This is a genomic window from Microbacterium sp. Yaish 1, assembly GCF_002245215.1.
Lineage (GTDB): Bacteria > Actinomycetota > Actinomycetes > Actinomycetales > Microbacteriaceae > Microbacterium.
On the sequence record NZ_NPMR01000001.1, the window covers coordinates 784,866 to 803,973 of the forward strand.

Sequence of the window (19,108 nt, forward strand, 5' to 3'; positions counted from 1 at the left end):
TGTTATCGTGAACATCAGCGCTCCTCCCGCCGTGCCGCTCGGCGCGGGCGTCGTCAAACGCTCCACGCGACTCGACGACGACCGCGAGCTCATCTACTACGACGACCCCGACACGACGCTCGGGCCCGAGCGCGCCGTCGACGCCCGCACCCTCGACCCGCGCCCCGAGACCGCGACGATGCGGCAGGACGTGCTGACGGGCGACTGGATCTCGATCGCCGCATCGCGCCAGAACCGCGCCTTCCTCCCCCCGGCCGAGCTCGACCCGCTCGCCCCGCAGACACCCGCCAACCCCTCCGAGATCCCGTCGCGCTACGACGTCGCCGTCTTCGAGAACAAGTCGCCGTCGTTCGGTCCCGCCCTCGCCGAGGCGTTCGGCGGCGCGCCCGCGGCAGCCGACCCGCCCCGCGGCATCGACGACCTCGCGCACCTGGGCCTCGGCCGCACCCGCACGAGCGTCGGACGCACCGAGGTCGTGTGCTTCTCACCCGAGCACGCCGGATCGTTCGGCACCCAGACGGTCACCCGCGCCCGCACCGTCATCGAGGCGTGGGCCGATCGCACGGCCGCGCTCTCCGCGCTCCCCGGCATCGAGCAGGTGTTCCCGTTCGAGAACCGCGGCGAGGCGATCGGTGTCACGCTGCCGCACCCTCACGGGCAGATCTACGCCTACCCGTACATCACGCCCCGCACGACCCGCTTGCTCGACTCGATCGACCGCACGGCTCCCGACCTGTTCCAGCGCATCCTCGAGTTCGAGCAGGCGGGCCCGCGGGTCGTGCTCCGCGGCGAGCACTGGACGGCGTTCGTCCCGTTCGCCGCGCGCTGGCCCATCGAGGTGCACCTCATGCCCCACCGGCACGTCGCCGACTTCGCCGAGACGAACGATGCCGAGCGAGACGAACTCGCCCCGCTCTACCTGCGCCTGCTGCGCGGCATCGACGCGCTGTACGACACCCCGACGCCGTACATCGCAGCGTGGCACCAGGCCCCGGTCCGCCACGCGCGCGACACCGCCCGCCTGCACCTGCAGCTGACGAGCCCGCGCCGCGCGGCCGACAAGCTCAAGTTCCTCGCCGGGTCCGAGGCCGCCATGGGCGCCTGGATCGGCGACATCCCGCCCGAGACCGCGGCTGCGCGTATCCGCGAGGCCGTAGAAGGAGTGACCCTGTGACCGACACCGATCCGCGCACCGACGCGCGCGACCTGCTGGCCTCCCTCGGCGCGACCGCGACGAGCGAATGGTCGGCCCCGGGCCGCGTCAACCTCATCGGCGAGCACACCGACTACAACGACGGCTTCGTGTTCCCGTTCGCGACACCCCACCGCACGCACGTCGCGCTCGCCCCCCGCACGGACGGGCGCCTGCGGGTCATCTCGACGTTCGACACCGTGCCGGTCGAGGTCGCGATCGCCGACCTCGACGCGATCTTCCCGACCAGGGGCGGCGAGCACGCCGTGCCCGAGTGGTCCGCATACCCGCTGGGCGTCGCGTGGGCGCTCATCCAGGCCGCCGGCGCAGACCCGACCACGCTGACCGGCGCCGATCTCGCGTTCGCGTCGAACGTGCCGGTCGGCGCGGGCCTGTCGTCGTCCGCCGCGATCGAAGGTGCCACCGCCTCGGCGCTCAACGAGCTGTGGAGCCTCGGACTCGACCGCGTCGCGCTCGCGCAGGTCGGCCGTCGCGCCGAGAACGAGGCCGTCGGCGCTCCCACCGGAATCATGGACCAGATGGCGTCGATGCTCGGTGAGCCGGATGCCGCGACGTTCCTCGACTGCCGTTCGCTCGAGACCGACGAGGTCGAGCTCGGCTTCACCGCCGCGGGGCTGACGCTGCTCGTGATGGACACCAACGTCAAGCACGCGCACTCCACCGGCGGCTACGGCGAGCGGAGGGCTTCCTGCGAGCAAGGCGCGCAGCTCATGGGCGTGCCCATGCTGCGTGATCTGTCCGTCGCCGATCTCGACCGCGCCGCCGGCATCCTCGACGACGTCACCTTCCGCCGCGTCCGCCACATCGTGACCGAGAACCAGCGCGTTCTCGACACGGTCCGGACGCTCCGCGAGCAGGGGCCGCGAGCGATCGGCGAGTTGCTCGACGCCTCGCACGTGTCGATGCGCGACGACTTCGAGATCTCGGTGCCCGAGCTCGACCTCGCGGTCGAGACGGCGCGCGGTGCGGGCGCCATCGGGGCCCGGATGACCGGCGGCGGCTTCGGCGGCGCGGCGATCGCGCTCGTCGAGACCGGAGCCGTCGACGCGGTGACCGACGCCGTCGAGAAGGCGTTCGCGGATGCCGGCTACGCGGCTCCGACGATCTTCCCCGTCAGCCCGTCGGCGGGCGCGCGCCGCGACAGCTGATTCCGCGCTCGATAATCACGCGCGAACGACGAGAGGGGGGATGCCGACACGGCATCCCCCCTCTGCAGTCACGCGACTTACTTGAAGGCGTCCTTGACGTCTTCGCCCGTCTTCTTCGCCTCGGCTTTGACCTGGTCGGCCTTGCCCTCGGCTTCGAGCTTGTCGTTGTCGGTCGCCTTGCCGATGGCCTCCTTCGCCTTGCCGGCGATGTCCTGGGCGGCGTTCTTGATCTTGTCGTCGAGACCCATGATGGGCTCCTCTCTTTCGGTGGTGACGCCCCGGGGCGGGGCTGTGGACGTGTGCGGTCAGGACAGGCGGCGCTGGTCGTGCGCCAGCTTGGCGCGCAGCCCCGTGTGGATCGAGATGTAGGTCGTGAGCTGCTGACCCGTCAGCGTGCCGAGGTTGCCGACGAGACGTTCGACGGTCTCGGCCACGTGCAGCGGCGAGGTGTTCTGCCGCGGAGTGACGCTGACGTGCAGCACCGGCTGCTTCTTGATGTCGTTCGCGCTGACGCGGGCGCTGAGGATCTCGTCGCGGTCGCCGAGCGCGTTCTTCAGCGCGTCCGCCGCGAAGCCCTCCGTGACCGTGATGCGACCGAGGTCGCTCTCCGCGCCGGTCGCCCGGAGCGCTGTCCGGCGGCGGCCGTGGATGCTGCGCACGACCAGCACGATCAGCAGCACGACCAGCAGGGCGAGGGCGGCGAGGACGCCGACGGCGAGCCAGGTGAGGCTCGTGCCCGCGATGACGGTGGCATCCCACGCCTGCTTCGCCCAGTCCTCGGCCCCGGACCCGACCGAGGTCCAGGTGTCGGCGGCGGCCGGCCACACCGCGGCGGCGATGATTCCGCCGCCGACGACGACGAGCACCAGTCCCAGGATCAGGAGGATCGTGCGGTTGACCGCGCGGTTGGTGTTGTTCATGCGTTCTCCTCCTGTTCGCGGGGCCGCTCGACCCGCACCGAGGTGCGCAGCTTCGACGCGAGCCGATACGACTCCAGCTCCGCATCCGCCAGGGCGCGGACCTGCGTCTCGTCGACGGGGACTCCCACCGCGGGGGTGAGGGTGACGTCGACCGAGCGGTGGCCGACACCGACCCGCACCTGGTCGCGGGGCAGTCCGCTCTCGTCGCTGACCCGCTGCGCGATCGCCGAGGCGATCACGCCGTTGTCGGAGACGACGGCGCTCTCACCGACGACGAGCTGGTGCTTCGACAGGCGGCCCGGGGCGACGGCGAGCACCACGAGGATGATGCCGAGCACCGCGATGACGGCGCCGATGGCGACGCTGACGCCGACCGGTACCTCCGTCGGGAGTCCGACGACCCACCCGAAGGCGGCGGCGGGACCGAGGAGAAGGGCCGGTTGACCGGCGAGGTTCAGCACGATCTCCGTGCCGACGTACACGAGCGCGAGGATGACGAGCACGACGGCGACGATCATCGCGACGGTGCGCGGCGAGTGCGTCTCACGCCGCACGACGCGGCGCAGCACGGGACTGCTCATCGGACTCTCCTCCTGACGGGTGTCGTGGCGCCGGTGACGGTGATGTCGACGCGCGTGACGGGCTTGCCCAGCACGCGGCCGAGCTCTTCCTGCACGCGGCGCTGGGCCTCACGGGCGATGTCGACGACGGCTCCGGCGGCTCGCACCGCTTCGGTGTCGTCGAGCGACGGGACGGGGAACGGCGCCTGGATACGGACGGCCACCCCACCCCGGTGATCGGATGCCGTGACCGACACGCGGTCGACGTCCACGCCGATGACCTGGGATGCGATCTGTTCCGAGACCTTCCGCACCACGCGCTCGCGCATATCGACCCGTCCGGCGAGACCGGACGCCCCGCCGGTGGCGGCCGTGATGCCGCCACCGGGACGGATGGCCTCTGCGACGGTCATGACGAGGTGCGCCGCCCGGTCAGCACGTCGGCCAGCCCGCGGACGTCGAGCTTGCCGGACGCGATGCGGCCGACCGCCGCGCCGATCGCCATGAAGAGGGCGACGAGGAGGAATCCCCAGAAGCCGAACAGCAGGGCGGCGGCGGCGAGGATGGCGCCGATCAGCGCACCTGAGACGGTGGCGCTCATGCGACGCGCGACTCGGACTCGTCGTCGTCGTCAGCGCCGGCGATGTGCACGTCGTTGACCTCGACGTTGACCTCGACGACCTCGAGGCCCACGAGACGGCTGATGGCACCGGCGACGGCGGCACGGACGTTGTCGGCGACCTCCTGGATGGGGGCCGGGTACTCGACGACGATCGTGAGGTCGGCTGCGGCCTGGGTCTCACCGACCTCGACCTTGACGCCCTGCGACAGGTCGGTGGCGTTGATGGCGTCGCGGATCGCGCCGAAGGCGCGGGCTCCGCCGCCACCGAGGGCGTAGACGCCGGCGACCTCACGGGCTGCGATGCCGGCGACCTTGGCCACGACGCCGTCGGCGATCGTGGTCTTGCCCGCGGCATCGGTGTCGGCCGGGACACGCGACGACGAGAACGTGCGGTCGACGCGCGAAGCCTGCGGCGCGGCGGCCTGCGACTTCGTGGTCTCAGCAGCGGGGGCGGTGTTCTTCTGGTCCTCAGCCATGACGTTTCCTTATCTGTCTGCGTTGTCCGATGCAAGCTCTCGGCTCGTCATTCGGTGAGCGTTACGTTCGCTCTACAGATAAGAGGGCGGCTCATCCGGAATCGTCACAAAAAAGTTCGAGAAGTTTTCTGGGGGAACGATGCGAGCCGAAGACAACGGGTCGAACTCCGACCTGCAGGCCGCGCCCGACGGCATCCTGGCGGCCCGAGCCGCCTCCGGGGACGCGGATGCTTTCGACGTCCTCCTCCATCGTCACTCCCGCCTCGTCCGGGCTTACGTCTACCGCATCGTCGGCACCCTCTCCGAGACCGACGACGTCGTGCAAGAGGCCTTCCTCACCGCGTGGCGGCAGTTGTCCACCTTGCGCGACCCGAATGCCGTAAAGGCGTGGCTGATGAAGATCGCGAGCCGCGAGGCGTATGCGCATCTCAGGAAGCGCCCCGACCATGACACACTGGACGGATTCGACAGAGCCGCGGAGACGGGCCTCCTCCCCGAGGCCGCTGCCATCCGCAACGCACAGTTGCAAGCGCTCTCTCTTGCACTCGATGCACTGCCGGAAGCCCAACGCCGCTGCTGGCTGCTCCGAGAAGTCGGGTCGCTCAGCTATACCGAGATCGCAGAAGAGATGAACCTCCCTCTCAGCACCGTTCGAGGAAACCTGTCCCGCGCCCGCGCCAGCATCACGATCCAGATGGCGGGGTGGCGCTGATGGATGCCGCCGACATGACTCTCGAGTGCGGAAAGACGATCGATGAGATCAGCGACTACCTCGACAGCGGTCGCTCGCCGTACGACCCCGAGATCGAGACCTGTCCCGACTGTCTGAACGCCCTCGACGCGCTCGAGCGCGCGGGGCGGTTGTCACGCGAGCTCATCGCGGCGGATGCCGCCGAGATGCCCGAGCCCTCGGAGAACTGGTTCCACGGCGTGATGAACGCCGTCCGGGCCGAGCTGCGGGCCGGACGCTCGATCCCGCTGTCGCATCCCGATCCGCGGGTCTCGATGACCGTCACCGAGGGAGCCGTGCAAGCGCTCATCCGCGCCAGCGGCGACGCGGTCGACGGCGTCTTCATCGGCCATTCGCGCATCGTCGGCGACGTCGAGGTGCCCGATGCACCGATCGCCGTCGACATCACCGCGTCGGTCGCGTGGGGCGAGTCGCTGCCGACCGCCGCCGGAGCGGTCCGCCGAGCGGTGTCCGACGCGCTCGCTCAGCACACCGAGCTGAACATCACCGCTGTCGACGTCACCGTCGAAGATCTCCACCGTCCCTCCCCGCCCAAGGACATCGCATGATCGAGCCCGTCTCCGTCGTCGACCCGTCGGCTCCGCGCCCCCTCGTCGAGGTGCCCGGGGTCAGTGCCGTGCACGACCCCCGCCCGCCGCTGACCCGCGCGCTGGGAGCGGCGGCATCCGCGCTTCGCCTGGAATCGGCGGCACCGGCCGACGGCATCCTCGTCTCCGCCGACGGCGGGGTGACGACCGCTGTGGCCGCCATCTCCGTCGCCGTATCCGCGCGCACCCCCGAGGTGGCCCGCGCCGTCGCTGACGAACTGCGCGCGCAGCATCCGACGGCAGACCGCATCACGGTGCAGGTCCGCCGCATCGCCTGACCGCGATCACCTGCCGCCGGCCTCGCGACGCATTTCGCCACGCAGGATCTCGAGGGCCCACTCGCCGTCAGCGTCATCGGCGAGGCGCGCTCGTGCTAACATCCCGCCTTGTGAACACAGCTGTGCTAAAACCACGGCGCAGGATCCGCCGCTTCGTCATCGGACTCGCCGTCATCGTCCTCGCGATAGCGAGTTCACTCGCAATCGAACAGGCTCAGGTCGTCGCCGGCCGGGCCGAGCATCCGATGCCCGGCGAGATGGTCGATGTCGGCGGCCATCGGCTGCACCTCGTGCGCACCGGGACGGGCGGACCCACGGTCGTCCTGGAATCGGGAAGCGGCGAGGTCGCCTCCGGCTGGGCGCCGGTCGCCGCCTCACTGTCGCGCGACACCACGGTCGTGCGCTACGACCGCGCCGGCACCGGCTGGAGCGAGCCGTCCGACACCCCGCGGACAGCGGCGGCGATCGTCTCCGACCTGCACCGAGCGCTCGAGGAGATCGGGGCGCCCCGCCCTTATCTCCTCGTCGGGCACAGCCTCGGGGGTCTGTACGTCCGGGAGTTCGCGCGCCAGCATCCCGGTGATGTCGCGGGCATGGTCCTCGTCGACGCTCGGCCGGAGGACGACGCCCGCCGCACGTCCGAGCTTCTGCCGGGCGGAGCGGGGACCGCGGCTCTCCCGACCTGGATCCCGTCGGTGCTGAAAGCCACGGGGGTGCTGCGGCTGGGCGGCGGTGCGCTCCTGGACGGTCTGGTCCCCGAGGACCAGCGACGCGAGTTCCTCGATGTCACCGCATCGCCGACCTACTTCGCCACCCAGAGTGAGGAAGCCGACCTGATCGCCCCGACCGAGGACGAGCTCCGCCAACAGGACCTCAGCGACCTCCCGCTGCGCATCATCGCGCGCGGGCTGCCGCAGGATTACGCGGCGGCCGGCATCGACAACGCGACCGGCCAGCAGCTCGAACGCATCTGGCAGGACGGCCAGCGGCGGTTGCTCTCGCTGTCGAGCAACAGCCGGCTGGTCGTGGCGGAGCGCAGCGGTCACCTCGTCACGTCGGAGCAGCCCGACATCATCGTCGACCAGGTGCGGCAGGTCCTCGACGAGATCGCGCGCACCGACGGCGGAGTCCGCTAGCTTCGGAGCGTGACAGCGAGCGTCTCGGCATCCCTCTCCAGCGGTGAGGTGCGCGGCACCCGTCGCCCGGACGGCACCCTCGTCTTCCTCGGCATCCCGTACGCGCAGCCGCCGACAGGAGCGCTGCGCTTCGCCGCGCCCGCTCCCGTCGAGCCGTGGGACGGCGTCCGCGACGCGACTGCCTACGGACCGACGCCGCAGCGCGGGGACTACGGCGACACCCTCATCCCCGAGCCGTCGATCCCCGGCGACGACACCCTGTCGGTCAACGTGTTCGCGCCGGACTCATCCCGGGAGGCGGGCACCGGTGCACGGCATCCGGTGCTCGTCTACATCCACGGCGGCGGTTTCGTGCAGGGGTCCCCGGCGAGCCCGTGGTACGACGGCGGCTCGTTCGCGCGGGCGGGCATCGTCGTGGTCACGGTCTCGTACCGCCTCGGCTTCGACGGCTTCGGCCTGCTCCCCGGCGCCCCCACCAACCGCGCCGTGCGCGACTGGATCGCCGCCCTCGAATGGGTGCGGGCGAACGTCGCCGTGTTCGGCGGAAACCCCGATGACGTCACGATCGCCGGGCAGTCCGCCGGCGGCGGCGCGGTGCTCACCCTGCTCGGGATGCCCGATGCCCAGCACCTGTTCCACCGCGTGCTGTCCATCTCGGCGGCCCTGACGAACGTACCGCCCGACCGGGCCGCGACGGCGACCGGCCGGCTCGCCGCACGCCTCGGGATCGCCCCGACGCGCGAGGCGTTCGCCGGCGTGGACGAGCTCACGGTGCTCGAGGCGCAGCAAGCTCTCGAGTCGGAGCGGCACGGCAGCATCATCGCCTCGGTGCGCTCGCGGCTCGCCGACGGGCTCACGTGGGGTCCGGTCGTCGACGGCGAGCTCATCCCCCGCCCGACCCTCGACGCGCTCGCTGCCGGCGTCGGCGCGGACAAGCCCCTCGTGCTCGGCACCACCGACGACGAGTTCACGATGATCACCGACGGGGTCGCCGGTCCGTTGCGTCTCGTCCCGCCGGCGCTCGCGCTGGCCGCACTCGGCGTCGGCCATGCGATGCGCTGGCGCTACATCCGCGACAACCGTGCGCAGCGACGACTCGGCACCGCCGCATTCCTCGGCCGTTACGCCACCGACCGCATCTTCCGCGACACCGTGCCCCTCGTCGCCGGGGCCCGTGGCGGTTCTTCGACGTGGGCCTACCGGTTCAGCTGGCCCTCGCCGACCAAGCGCTGGGCGCTGCACTGCCTCGACGTGCCGTTCTGGTGGGATGTCCTCGACGCCGACGGTGTCGCGAAGCTCGCAGGGCCGCAGCCGCCGCAAGAGCTCGCCGACGCGATGCACGGCGCCGCCGTGTCGTTCGTGCACACCGGCGACCCGGGCTGGCCGCGATGGACGCCCGACGAGCGGGCGACGCGCATGTTCGGCGCTCCCCCGTCGGTGCCGACGGTCGTGGCCGACGGCTACGCGTCGGTGCGGGCGCTCACCGGCTGACCGCGTGCGGGTGAGAGGAGAAGACGATGCGTGAGAGCTCCGCCGCCTCCGCGGCCCGCGAACTCGTGGCGTCCGGGCGCGGATTCGACGCCGCGCTGATCGAGCGCGCCGCCTTCGCCGACGAACCGGCGGTGCAGGATCTGCTGGACGCGTCGGACGAAGAGCGCCGCCGCCCGGTGGGCCGCGGGTCGATGTTCCGCTCACTGGGCGTCGCACTGTCGGAGTTCCTGCCGATCATCGCCGCCGGGGTCGTCGTGATCCCCGCCCGAACGGCATCCGACCTGACCGTGCCGACCCTCGTCGCCGCTGCGCTGGCGATCGTGGCGGCGGCATCGCGTCCGGTGCTGTGGCGGCAGCTGGCGAGCGGGCGCGCCGAGGCGAGCGGTTCCCAGCTGTCCATCAATGCCATCTCGGTGCTCTTCGCCGCGTTCGCGATCCTCATCGTCGCGCTGCGCTCCAATGACGCCGGTGCCCCCGGCCTCACCATCGGCGCCTTCACCGTGCAGGGCATCGCGTCCGCCGTCACCGTCGCCATCATCGTCCGAGCCGGGCGTCGCGCTGGAGGGTCTTCGACTCCGCGCACGGGAGTCGAGGCCCTGCGCGCCGCTGTCGGCGCGCTGCCGGCCGCGCGACAGGAGCGGGCACGGGAAGACATCGCCACCGCATTGCGCGTGGCGGTCGACGGCGGCATCCTGAGCGAATCGGATGCCGCCATCCTGACGCGAGCGCCGCTCGGCGGTCTCACCCGAGCCCACTGGGCCCTGTCGCAGACGCGCCGCTGACGAGGCCGCGGGGTCAGGGAACGCGCTTGAGCCAGGCGTCTGTCGCGAACTTCGACTCGACGAGCGCTTCGGCCTCGGCGTACTCCTCTTCGGAGATCGTGCCGGGAACGGCGCCGTAGCGCTTCGAGAACACCTCGATGAACCGCTCGATGATCGCGTCGCGCGGCAGACCCGTCTGGCTGCGCAGCGGGTCGACACGCTTGGTGGCCGAGACGGTGCCCTTGTCGCTGAGCTTCTCACGGCCGATGCGCAGCACCTCGGTGAGCACCTGCCCGTCCATGTCGTACGACAGGGTGGCGTGATGGAGCACCCCGCCGTTGGCCAGACGCTTCTGCGCGGCGCCGCCGATCTTGCCCGAGGGCGAGGCGATGTCGTTGAGCGGCTGATACGTCGCCTCGATGCCGAGCGAGCGGAGGGCTTCGAGCACCCAGTCGTCGAGGAAGGCGTACGAGTCGGCGAAGGTCAGCCCTGCGACAAGGGATGCCGGCACGTACAGCGAGTACGTCACGATCGAGTTCGCCGCCATCATCATCGCGCCGCCGCCGGAGATGCGGCGCACGACGTCGAATCCGTGCTTCGCGGCACCCTCGGGGTCGACCTCGTTGCGGTACGACTGGAACGACCCGATCACGACCGCCGACTCGTTCCACTCCCAGATGCGCAGGGTGGGGTTGCGGCGGCCGTCGCCGACGCGGGTGGTGAGCACCTCATCGAGCGCGAGGTTCATGCTCGGCGAGACGGCCCGGTCGTGCACGACCTCCCAGTCGAACTCGCGCCAGCCCGGCGCCGTGATCATCGCGCGCCGCACCGCGGTGCCGACCGACTCGGGAGTGAAGCCGAGCAGCTGGGCCCCATCGGGCAGCGCCGAACGGACGGCGGCCGCGATCGTCGCGACATCCGACTCCTCGGGCAGACCCGTCACGGCCGCATCGATGTCGGCGAGCGCGTCGTCGGGCTCGAGGAAGAAGTCGCCGGCCAGGTGGAAATCCGCGATGCGGCCGTCGCGCACCTCGAGGTCGACGACGACCAGCTTTCCTCCGGGCACCTTGTATTCGCCGTGCATGCGTCCAGCCTAGGACCGTGCGGAGGATCGGTCGCCCGACGGATGCCGTTACACCTCGCGACGGACGACGGCGCAGGCCCCGCTCGGGAGAGTGGATGACATGAACCCCACCATCGACTCCGCCCCCGTCCTCGAAGCCCGCGGGCTCGTGAAGCGCTACGGGCCGCTCACCGCGCTCGACCGCGTCGACCTGACCGTGCGCGCCGGCGAGGCCGTCGCGATCATGGGCGCATCGGGGTCGGGAAAGACGACGCTCCTGCACTGCCTCGCCGCCATCATCGCGCCCGATGCCGGCTCCGTCCGCCTCGCCGCTCCCGGCACGGCGCCCCGAGAGCTCGTCGGGATGCCCGACGCCGACCGGTCCGCCGTGCGTCGCAGCAGCCTCGGCTTCGTCTTCCAGGACCACCTGCTGCTTCCCGAGCTCACCGCCGTCGAGAACGCCGCGCTGCCGCTTCTTCTCGTCGGCACGGCCCGGGCCGCCGCCGAGGCCCACGCCGCGGCGTGGCTCGGCGCGCTGGGACTTGCCGGCATGGAGAACCGTCGCATCGGCGAGCTCTCGGGCGGACAGGCGCAGCGCGTCGCCATCGCCCGGGCTCAGGTGACCGGCGCACCCGTCGTGTTCGCCGACGAGCCGACCGGCGCGCTCGACTCCACCACCTCGGCGGAGGTGCTCGACGCGCTGCTGCACGCCACAACCGGGCAGGGGCGCAGCCTCGTCGTCGTGACGCACGACGCGGAGGTCGCACGCCGATGCGATCGCGTCCTCCGCATGCGCGACGGGCGCATCGTCGACTCGGCTGCCGGCCCCGCGCGTGCGGGCGCAGCCGCCACCGAGGTAACCCGATGAGCGCCGCCGTCGCGACCAGTTCGCTCCCGCAGCCTCCCGCCCCGCTCGCCCGCGCGTCGGAGGCACCGGGCGGCATCCGCCGCGTCGCGGCTCTGACGATCCTGCTCGCCCGACCGGCGCGCCAGGGGTCGGCGGCGATCGTCCTGCCGCTGACGGCCTTCGCGGTGACGACGACGCTCATGCTGATCGTCGCCGGCGGCACGCGCATGTTCCTCACCGACCCGCGCACGGGTCAGATGGCCTTCCTCTACGGCGTGCTCAGCGTCCTCGCGCTCATCCTCCTCGCCGTCCCGACGGCGACCCTGGGGGCTGCCGCCGCCCGCCTGTCGAGCCGCCGCCGCAACGACCGCCTCTCGACGCTGCGGCTCCTCGGGGCCACGAACACCGAGGTCGGAGCGATGGCGGTGGGCGAGGCATCCGTCGTCGCGTTCGCCGGTGCCGTCGTCGGCGCCGCCGCCTACGGCGTCGCGTTGCCCCTGGTCGGGCTGCTCCCCTTCTTCGGCGGGCCCGTCGGCGCCGCCGCGGTGTGGGCGGGGTGGCCGATCGTCCTCGCCGTCATCATCGGTGTCGGTCTCATCGCCACCGTGAGCGCGGCGGCGAGCCTGCGACGCGTGCGGCTGACCCCCCTCGGCGTGCGTCGCCGCACCGAGGCGCCGCCGCGACGCACCCGGACCCTCGTGATCTCCGCGATCGCGATCGTCGCCGTCGGCACGATCGTGGCCCAGTTCAGCAGCGTGAGCGCGGTCCTCGCCCCCGCTGCGTCGATCGTGGTCCTGCTGGCTCTCTTCGCCGGCGCCCTCGCCCTGGTGAACCTCATCGGGACTCCGATCGTCGCGGCGCGCGGACGATCGATGGCGCGGCGCGCCCGAACGGCTGCTCAGCTCATCGCCGGCCGCGAGCTCGCCGCACACGCCCCCACCGCGTGGCGCCGCGTGTCGAGCATCGCGATGATCTCGTTCATCGCGGTCGTCGGCGGCAGCGGAATGGCGCTGACCGAGATCGCCGGCGACGAGCCCGGGATGACGCTCTTCGCCGACATCCGCACCGGCGTCCTCGTCACGCTGGGGGCGGGCTTCGTCCTGCTCGCGGCCTCGGTGGGCGTCAGCCAGGCGGCGTCGGTGCTCGACGACCGCGAACTCATCGTGGGCCTCGACCGGCTCGGCATGGAACCCGCGGAACTCGCCCGGGCACGTCGCATCACGGTCATGCTGCCCCTGCGCTGGGCCGCCGCCGGCGGGGCCGTCGTCGGGGTGGCGCTGGCCCTCCCGATCGTGGGGATCAGCCTCGTCGTGGCGCCGCTCACGATGGCCGTCATCGCGGCGACCTTCGTCGCGGGGTTCGGGGCCGTCGCGCTGGCGCTCCTCGCGTCTCGACCGCTCGTCACGGCGATCCGGCGCGGCCCGGCCCAGTGACCCGGACGCTCGCTTCCCGCGGCTCAGTCCCGCGGGAAGCGAGCGTCGAGCCAGGCGAGCAGATCGGCCTGCACATCGCCCCGCACCGCCTCGTTGAAGATCTCGTGGCGAGCCCCGGGGTAGACGAGCGTCGTCACATCCGTCAGGCCCGAACGCGTGCGGTAGGCGTCGGCGAGCCGATGGACGCTGCGAGGCCCACCCACGGTGTCGTCCCGGCCGACCATGAGCAGCACCGGGACGTCGACCCCGAGGTCGCGACGCGGCCGCCCGATGAGCTTGAGCGTCTCGAGCGGCCCGAACAGTCGGGGCAGCGCTGTCGTCGTGGTCAGCGGATCGTCGAGGAAGCTCTGCTGGACGGCGGCATCCGTGCTCAGCCACTCGACGCCGGTCGCGCCGGGCGCCTTCCACGGCGCATTCAGGTCGCCCGAGTTGAGCGATCCGGGCCAGCGCAGCGCCGACGCCGAGAGCACGAGTCCGGCGTAGGCGTCGGGCCGATCGTCGAAGAGCATCTGCGCGAGGAACGATCCCCACGAATGGCCGAGGAGCACGATGGGCGCCCCGGGATGGTCGCGCTCGATGATGCGGGTCAGCTCGGCGCACGCGTCGCGCGCGGCGTGCAATCCGCCCCGGCCGAGCTTTCCGAGCCTGCTCGGGTCGCCGTGCTGCCGGATGCCGGTGCGGCCATGGCCCCGGTGGTCGTCGGCGTAGACGGTGAAGCCGGCGGCGGTGAGCACCTCGGCCAGCTCCGCGTAGCGGCCCGCGTGCTCGCCGACGCCGTGCAGCAGCTGCACGACCGCCCGCTGCGCGCCCTGCGCGGGATGGATGTCGTAGACGATCGCGACCCCGTGCGCGTCGATGAACTCGGGCATGCGGCGAGTCTACGTTTCCGGCCGTCGCTTTCCGGACATCACAGACCGTTAGCAAGACTAATGAGCTAAGCTAAACATCACCGATGAGCACCTCCTCCCCCGCCCCCGCCGCACCGCCGCCCGCCATCGATCTCGCGCACGAAGCGACCGACCTGCGGATGGCGACGTTCCGCCTCGCACGCCGGCTCCGCGCTCAGCGCGCCGTCGACTCGATGAGCGACGGACAGTTCGCCGTGCTCGCCAACCTCCACGTGCACGGACCGCACACGCTCGGCGAGCTCGCCGACCGCGAACGCGTTTCGGCGCCATCGATGAACCGGACCGTCAACCACCTCGAGGAGCTCGGGTACCTGACCCGGACTCCCGACGACGGCGACCGCCGCAAGGTCAACATCGCCCTCACCGACGACGGACGCACCGTCGTGGTCGAGACGACCCGCCGACGAGACTCTTGGCTCGAGCACGCCCTGGAGGAGCTCGACGCCGCCGATCGTGAGACGCTCGCGGCAGCCGCGGTCATCATGCGGGCGGTGGCCGACCGATGAGCTCCGCGATGTTCCGCTCCTTCTCCGTGTTCAACTACCGGGTCTGGTTCTTCGGTGCCCTCGTGTCGAACGTCGGCGCGTGGATGCAGGCGACGGCGCTCAGCTGGGTGGTCCTCACCGGACTCACCGACAACGACGCCGGCGCGATGGGCGTCACGATGGCGCTGCAGTTCGCCCCGCCGCTCCTGCTCGTCGGCGTCACCGGGTGGGTCGCCGACCGTTTCGACCGGCGCAGGCTGCTCGTGGTGACCCAGAGCTCGCTCATGCTCGTCGGACTGGTCATCGGGACGCTTCTGCTCACGGGCGTCATGACGCTCCCGCTCATGTACGTCTTCGCGTTCACGCTCGGCATGATCTCGGCGTTCGACAACCCGGCACGCCAGGCGTTCGTCTCCGACATCGTCGCGCGCGAGATCGCCGCCAACGCGGTCGCGCTCAACGCGGCATCCTTCAACGGAGCGCGCATGATCGGCCCCGCGGCCGCGGGCATCGTCATCGTCGCGGTCGGCACCGGCTGGGTCTTCTTCATCAACGCGGCGACGTTCCTCGCGATGATCGTCGCGCTCTTCCTCATCCGGCCGGGCGAGCTCATCCCGCGGGTGACCTCACCGGGCGCCGCTCGCCTCGCCGACGGCTTCCGCTACGTGCGCGGGCGTCCCGACCTCATCGTCACGTTCGCGATGGTGTTCCTCCTCGGCGCGTTCGGCATGAACTTCCCGATCTTCGCCTCGACGATGGCGATCGAGTTCGGGCGCGATGCCGACGGGTACGGCCTCCTCAGCTCGATCCTCGCCATCGGATCCCTCGCCGGCGCCCTGATGGCGGCCCGTCGTGAGCGGGCGCGCATCCGCGTCGTGATCCTCGGCGCGGGACTCTTCGCGGCGGCCGCGGCGGTGTCGGCCTTCATGCCGGACTACTGGCTGTACGCGGTGACCCTGATGTTCACGGGCTTCGCGGTCGTGACCACCCTGACGACGGCCAACGGCTACGTGCAGACGACGACCGACCCGGCCCTGCGCGGCCGCGTGCTCGCGCTGTACATGGCGATCCTCATGGGCGGCACCCCCATCGGCGCCCCGATCGTCGGGTGGGTCGCCGACCAGTTCGGGCCGCGCGCGGCCATCGGTCTCGGTGCCGTCGCCGCCCTCGTCGCGTTCGGGGTCGGGGTGACATGGATGCTCGTCTCCGGACGCGTCCACCGCTCGAGCTCGCGCCGGTTCGCGCTCTCGCTCGACGAGACGCGCCCGATCTCGGTCGTGGCACCCGAGGAGTTCAGCGACGAGGTCGCCGGAACGACGCCCATCTCCCTGCCCGACGCCGCCTCCGACCGCCCCCGCCGCTGACCTTTGCACGCGGGAGGCCCGCGCTAACTCCTCAGAGCCGGGCCGAGAACGGGGCGGGCAGGCGCCCGGCACCGCGGTGCGTGGCCGGGTCTGAGGAGTTAGCGCGCGAGCACCGGGCTCAGCACATCCGGGCGAAGTAGGGCACGTCGTACGTCGCGTGGTAGCCGACCCCGTCGAGCCACTGGTACGCCGTCACGGTCGCCGATCCGGGCACGAGCGAGTCGCGGCCCGAGTCGAAGAGCCGGTACGCCGAGTCACCCGCCGCGACCTTCTGCTGCGCGTGCTCGCCGCCGACCGCGGCGAGTCGCACGTCGATCGCACCGTCAGCCTCGTTCGCGGCGTGGACCGCGACGTGCACCGCCCCGTTCACGCACTGCGACCGCGCGCTCACGCGCAGCGGCACCGGCTGCCCCGATCGCACCGTGGCCGTCGCCGACGGCTGTGACGGCGCCGCCTGGCCGAAGGCGCCCGCGGGGGTGACGGTCGCGGCCCACTCCCCCGGGGGTACCTGCGCGAACCGCGCGGCGCGAGCCTCGGCCCCGACCTGCTGCTCGATCGTCTCGCCCGCCGCCGAGCGGAGGACGACGGTGAAGCCGGTGGCCGCAGCACCGGTATCCGTCGTCGTCCAGGTGACGTTCACGCCGGCCGAGTCGACCCCGATGCCGGGGGCCGCGACGGGTGCGGGCGCGGGCCGCAGGGGCACACCGCCGAAGTCCATGCCGGAGGCCAGGTGGAACCCGGTGTAGCTCGGCTGGTTGTAGGTCGTCTGCTGGCGGGCGACCTCGGCCCGGTACTGCGGGTCGTGCATGAGCGTGTAGAGCTTGTGCTCGGTCGGCTCGGTCGAGACGTACACCCGCAGCGCCGACGAGTCGGCCGTGCGGACGACGAGCTCCTCGCGCCAGTCGCCCAGCACGTCGGCGACGAGGCCGGGATTGCCCTTCGTGCCGTTGTTGGCGAGGGTTCCGGATGCCGTCAGCACGGCGCCGCGCGCCCAGTCGTCGATCGTCGGGGTAAAGTCGCCGCTGCCGTTCACGATCTGCGTCGTGAGGTCGCCCGCCCACCGGATCGAGGCATTGGTGCCGGGCGTCGCCGCCGAGAGCACCTCGCCCTGGGCGGTCAGCAGGCCCGAGGCATCCGTTCCGCCGGGCATGCTCGACCAGACCTCCATGCCGGGCACATCGGGGCGCACGTCGCCGATCATCCCGCGCCCGGTGTCACGGCCCGAGTAGGCGCCGAAGATGACCTCGCCGGTGGCGGCATCCCGCAGCGCCGTGCCGTACGGCGCGTACGCCCCGCCCTCGTGCACGGTGAAGATCTCCAGGCCCGGGCGGGTCGGGTCGATGTCGGCGACGTGCATCGCATCGCCGTGACCGAGACGCGCCATCTCGCCCGGGGTCGCCGATCCCTCGGGCATCTCGGCGAACGAGCTGTAGAGCAGGCTGCCGTCGTCGTCGAGCGTCGCCGATCCGTAGACGATCTCGTGACGGCCGTCACCGTCGACATCCGCCGCCGAGAGACTGTGGAAGCCCTGCGTCGTGATGGTGCCGTACACGGGATCGGTGCCGTCGACCCCGTGCGGACCGTCGTTGAACGGGTTGGTCATCGGCGCGTGCCCGCTGTCGACGAACCAGCGCTTGACGAGGTTCTCGCCGTCCCAGTCGTAGGTCGCGATCGTCGTGCGGGTGTAGTACCCGCGGGCGAAGACCGCCGACGGCCGCTCGCCGTCGAGGTAGGCGACGCCCGCCAGGAACCGGTCGACCCGGTTGCCGGGCTCGATGCGCGACATCGCGTAGTCGCCCCACAGCAGGCCGTCGTCGCCGCGGTCGGGCTCGTAGCGCACGGTCTGCAGCTCGGCCCCGCTCTCGCCGTCGAAGACGGTGAGGTACTCGGGGCCGTCGAGGATGAAGCCCTCGAAGTTCCGCAGGACGTTGCGGGCGCTGCGGCTCGGCGCGTACACGTCGATGAAGTGGTCGACGAGGGCGCGGGCGTCGGCATCCGACAGCGGATAGTCGTAGCGCGGCTCGATGCCGAAGGCCTCCTCGAGCGTGGCCGGCCACTGGCCCGACACGACCTCGTCGCGCGTCGACCACCCGCGGAACACCTCGACGAGGTGGTCGGCGTAGTCGGCGGCGCTCATGCGGTAGTCGTCGGTGTGGGCGTAGCCCGCGGCGACATCCTCGGCCGGCATCGTGACGTACTGCTCCGACGCCACCGAGCCGTCGTCGGCGTAGGTGATCGACTTCGTTCCGGGCGCGGTCTTGAGCATCGTCTCCGAGCGTCCGTCGCCGTCGAAGTCGTAGACGAGGAACTGCGTGTAGTGCGCGCCGGCACGGATGTTGGGGCCGAGATCGAGCCGGTTCAGCAGGCGTCCCTCGAGGCTGTAGGTGTCGATGTAGACCCCGCCGGTGTACCCGACCTGCGAGACATCCTTGGAGTTCGAGGGGTCCCACTTCACGACGAACTCGTAGCGCCCGTCGCCGTCGACGTCTCCCACCGAGACGTCGTTCGCCGCGTAGGTGTACTCCTCGCCCGCCGGGGTCACCCCACCCTCGGGCCGCTGCAGCGCGACGTCGAGGAAGCCGTCCTGCATCGGGATCGCGGGGTCGCTCGCCGCCGCCTCGACGCCCGCCGTGACCGGCGCCACGCGGTAGACGGATGCCGCCGTCCCGGCGTCGTCGCGGTAGTTCGTGCTGTCGGTGACGGTGGCGATCGGAACGTCGTCGCGGTAGACGACGAAGTCGGTGCCCGTGAGGCCGGTCTCGCCGGCACCGCTGGCCTCGCCCGCGAGCAGACGCCAGCTGAGGAACACGCCCTCGCTCGTCGGCACCGCGACGAGACCCCGGTCGAGGGTCTCGAGCCGGGGCACGGGGGTGGCCGGTGGCTCCTGTGCGCCCGCGGCCGGGAGCGTCGTAACGCCCCCGACGGTGAGGGTGGCGGCGGCGAGCGTCCCCGCGGTGAGGCCCGCGAGCAGCGTGGAGCGGAGTCTGTTCTTCATCGAATCGATCCCATCGGAATACGCTTTCCTGCGTTGCTCCGAGCCTAGGCGCACCTCCCCCGCGCACCGA

21 protein-coding genes are annotated in these 19,108 nt (G+C 71.7%); 12 read left to right on the forward strand and 9 right to left on the reverse strand.

Annotated elements, in window-relative coordinates:
* The first annotated feature begins 13 nt into the window (after positions 1–13).
* Together galT and galK are read left to right on the forward strand one after the other, a co-directional pair.
* Positions 14–1,174, forward strand: coding sequence for a galactose-1-phosphate uridylyltransferase (gene galT / locus CI089_RS03775; protein WP_094261227.1), 1,161 nt, complete (start codon positions 14–16; stop codon positions 1,172–1,174).
* The gene (galK, locus tag CI089_RS03780) at positions 1,171–2,361 is read left to right on the forward strand and encodes a galactokinase (RefSeq protein WP_094260328.1); all 1,191 of its coding nucleotides are present in this window, start codon (positions 1,171–1,173) and stop codon (positions 2,359–2,361) included. The genes galT and galK overlap by 4 nt, the downstream gene beginning before the upstream one ends.
* Before the next feature lie 77 nt (positions 2,362–2,438).
* Here galK and CI089_RS03785 read toward each other — a convergent pair whose 3' ends face one another.
* The 6 genes from CI089_RS03785 to CI089_RS03810 are packed head-to-tail and all read right to left on the reverse strand — an operon-like array spanning position 2,439 to position 4,939.
* Positions 2,439–2,609 (reverse strand): CsbD family protein, encoded by a 171-nt coding sequence (locus CI089_RS03785; RefSeq protein WP_023952533.1) that lies wholly within the window; start codon positions 2,607–2,609, stop codon positions 2,439–2,441.
* A 57-nt stretch (positions 2,610–2,666) separates the two neighbouring features.
* Positions 2,667–3,281 (reverse strand): hypothetical protein, encoded by a 615-nt coding sequence (locus CI089_RS03790; protein ID WP_094260329.1) that lies wholly within the window; start codon positions 3,279–3,281, stop codon positions 2,667–2,669.
* Positions 3,278–3,862 (reverse strand): DUF6286 domain-containing protein, encoded by a 585-nt coding sequence (locus tag CI089_RS03795; RefSeq protein WP_094260330.1) that lies wholly within the window; start codon positions 3,860–3,862, stop codon positions 3,278–3,280. The genes CI089_RS03790 and CI089_RS03795 overlap by 4 nt, the downstream gene beginning before the upstream one ends.
* On the reverse strand, positions 3,859–4,254 hold the full coding sequence (locus tag CI089_RS03800; RefSeq protein WP_094260331.1) for a hypothetical protein: 396 nt from the start codon (positions 4,252–4,254) through the stop codon (positions 3,859–3,861). Before CI089_RS03800 ends, CI089_RS03795 begins: the two co-directional genes overlap by 4 nt.
* The gene (locus CI089_RS03805) at positions 4,251–4,442 is read right to left on the reverse strand and encodes a DUF2273 domain-containing protein (protein ID WP_023952539.1); all 192 of its coding nucleotides are present in this window, start codon (positions 4,440–4,442) and stop codon (positions 4,251–4,253) included. Before CI089_RS03805 ends, CI089_RS03800 begins: the two co-directional genes overlap by 4 nt.
* On the reverse strand, positions 4,439–4,939 hold the full coding sequence (locus tag CI089_RS03810; RefSeq protein WP_023952540.1) for an Asp23/Gls24 family envelope stress response protein: 501 nt from the start codon (positions 4,937–4,939) through the stop codon (positions 4,439–4,441). The genes CI089_RS03805 and CI089_RS03810 overlap by 4 nt, the downstream gene beginning before the upstream one ends.
* Before the next feature lie 139 nt (positions 4,940–5,078).
* Between CI089_RS03810 and CI089_RS03815 the strand changes: the two genes are divergently transcribed.
* The 6 genes from CI089_RS03815 (at position 5,079) to CI089_RS03840 (ending at position 9,964) form a co-directional block, all read left to right on the forward strand.
* The gene (locus CI089_RS03815) at positions 5,079–5,651 is read left to right on the forward strand and encodes an RNA polymerase sigma factor (RefSeq protein WP_094260332.1); all 573 of its coding nucleotides are present in this window, start codon (positions 5,079–5,081) and stop codon (positions 5,649–5,651) included.
* Positions 5,651–6,238, forward strand: a complete 588-nt coding sequence (locus CI089_RS03820; RefSeq protein ID WP_256977459.1) for an Asp23/Gls24 family envelope stress response protein — start codon at positions 5,651–5,653, stop codon at positions 6,236–6,238. The genes CI089_RS03815 and CI089_RS03820 overlap by 1 nt, the downstream gene beginning before the upstream one ends.
* Positions 6,235–6,555 carry a hypothetical protein gene (locus CI089_RS03825; RefSeq protein WP_094260334.1) on the forward strand — a complete coding sequence of 107 codons (321 nt, stop codon included), beginning with the start codon at positions 6,235–6,237 and terminating at the stop codon, positions 6,553–6,555. Before CI089_RS03820 ends, CI089_RS03825 begins: the two co-directional genes overlap by 4 nt.
* Before the next feature lie 110 nt (positions 6,556–6,665).
* Complete coding sequence (locus CI089_RS03830; protein ID WP_218823010.1) at positions 6,666–7,691, forward strand: alpha/beta fold hydrolase; 1,026 nt, start codon at positions 6,666–6,668, stop codon at positions 7,689–7,691.
* A 9-nt stretch (positions 7,692–7,700) separates the two neighbouring features.
* Entirely contained in the window at positions 7,701–9,182 is a 1,482-nt protein-coding gene (locus CI089_RS03835; protein WP_094260336.1) for a carboxylesterase/lipase family protein, read from the forward strand.
* 26 nt (positions 9,183–9,208) lie between these two features.
* Positions 9,209–9,964, forward strand: a complete 756-nt coding sequence (locus tag CI089_RS03840; protein ID WP_094260337.1) for a hypothetical protein — start codon at positions 9,209–9,211, stop codon at positions 9,962–9,964.
* Positions 9,965–9,977: 13 nt separating this feature from the next.
* Here the strand turns inward: CI089_RS03840 and CI089_RS03845 are convergent, their stop codons facing one another.
* Entirely contained in the window at positions 9,978–11,027 is a 1,050-nt protein-coding gene (locus CI089_RS03845) for a lipoate--protein ligase family protein (protein WP_094260338.1), read from the reverse strand.
* Positions 11,028–11,127: 100 nt separating this feature from the next.
* Here CI089_RS03845 and CI089_RS03850 point away from each other — a divergent pair, with 100 nt between their 5' ends.
* Together CI089_RS03850 and CI089_RS03855 are read left to right on the forward strand one after the other, a co-directional pair.
* Positions 11,128–11,874 (forward strand): ABC transporter ATP-binding protein, encoded by a 747-nt coding sequence (locus CI089_RS03850; RefSeq protein WP_094260339.1) that lies wholly within the window; start codon positions 11,128–11,130, stop codon positions 11,872–11,874.
* Complete coding sequence (locus tag CI089_RS03855) at positions 11,871–13,286, forward strand: FtsX-like permease family protein (RefSeq protein ID WP_094260340.1); 1,416 nt, start codon at positions 11,871–11,873, stop codon at positions 13,284–13,286. Before CI089_RS03850 ends, CI089_RS03855 begins: the two co-directional genes overlap by 4 nt.
* A gap of 23 nt (positions 13,287–13,309) precedes the next feature.
* On the opposite strand, the gene CI089_RS03860 is transcribed toward CI089_RS03855, so the two are convergent.
* On the reverse strand, positions 13,310–14,155 hold the full coding sequence (locus CI089_RS03860; RefSeq protein ID WP_094260341.1) for an alpha/beta fold hydrolase: 846 nt from the start codon (positions 14,153–14,155) through the stop codon (positions 13,310–13,312).
* An 83-nt stretch (positions 14,156–14,238) separates the two neighbouring features.
* On the opposite strand from CI089_RS03860, the gene CI089_RS03865 reads away from it, so the two are divergent.
* Positions 14,239–14,700, forward strand: coding sequence for a MarR family winged helix-turn-helix transcriptional regulator (locus CI089_RS03865; protein ID WP_094260342.1), 462 nt, complete (start codon positions 14,239–14,241; stop codon positions 14,698–14,700).
* A gap of 8 nt (positions 14,701–14,708) precedes the next feature.
* Positions 14,709–16,043: an MFS transporter gene (locus CI089_RS03870; protein WP_256977463.1), complete on the forward strand. Its 1,335-nt coding sequence runs from the start codon at positions 14,709–14,711 to the stop codon at positions 16,041–16,043.
* Positions 16,044–16,161: 118 nt separating this feature from the next.
* Here CI089_RS03870 and CI089_RS03875 read toward each other — a convergent pair whose 3' ends face one another.
* Positions 16,162–19,038: a rhamnogalacturonan lyase gene (locus CI089_RS03875; RefSeq protein ID WP_306426960.1), complete on the reverse strand. Its 2,877-nt coding sequence runs from the start codon at positions 19,036–19,038 to the stop codon at positions 16,162–16,164.
* Between the last annotated feature and the right edge of the window lie 70 nt (positions 19,039–19,108).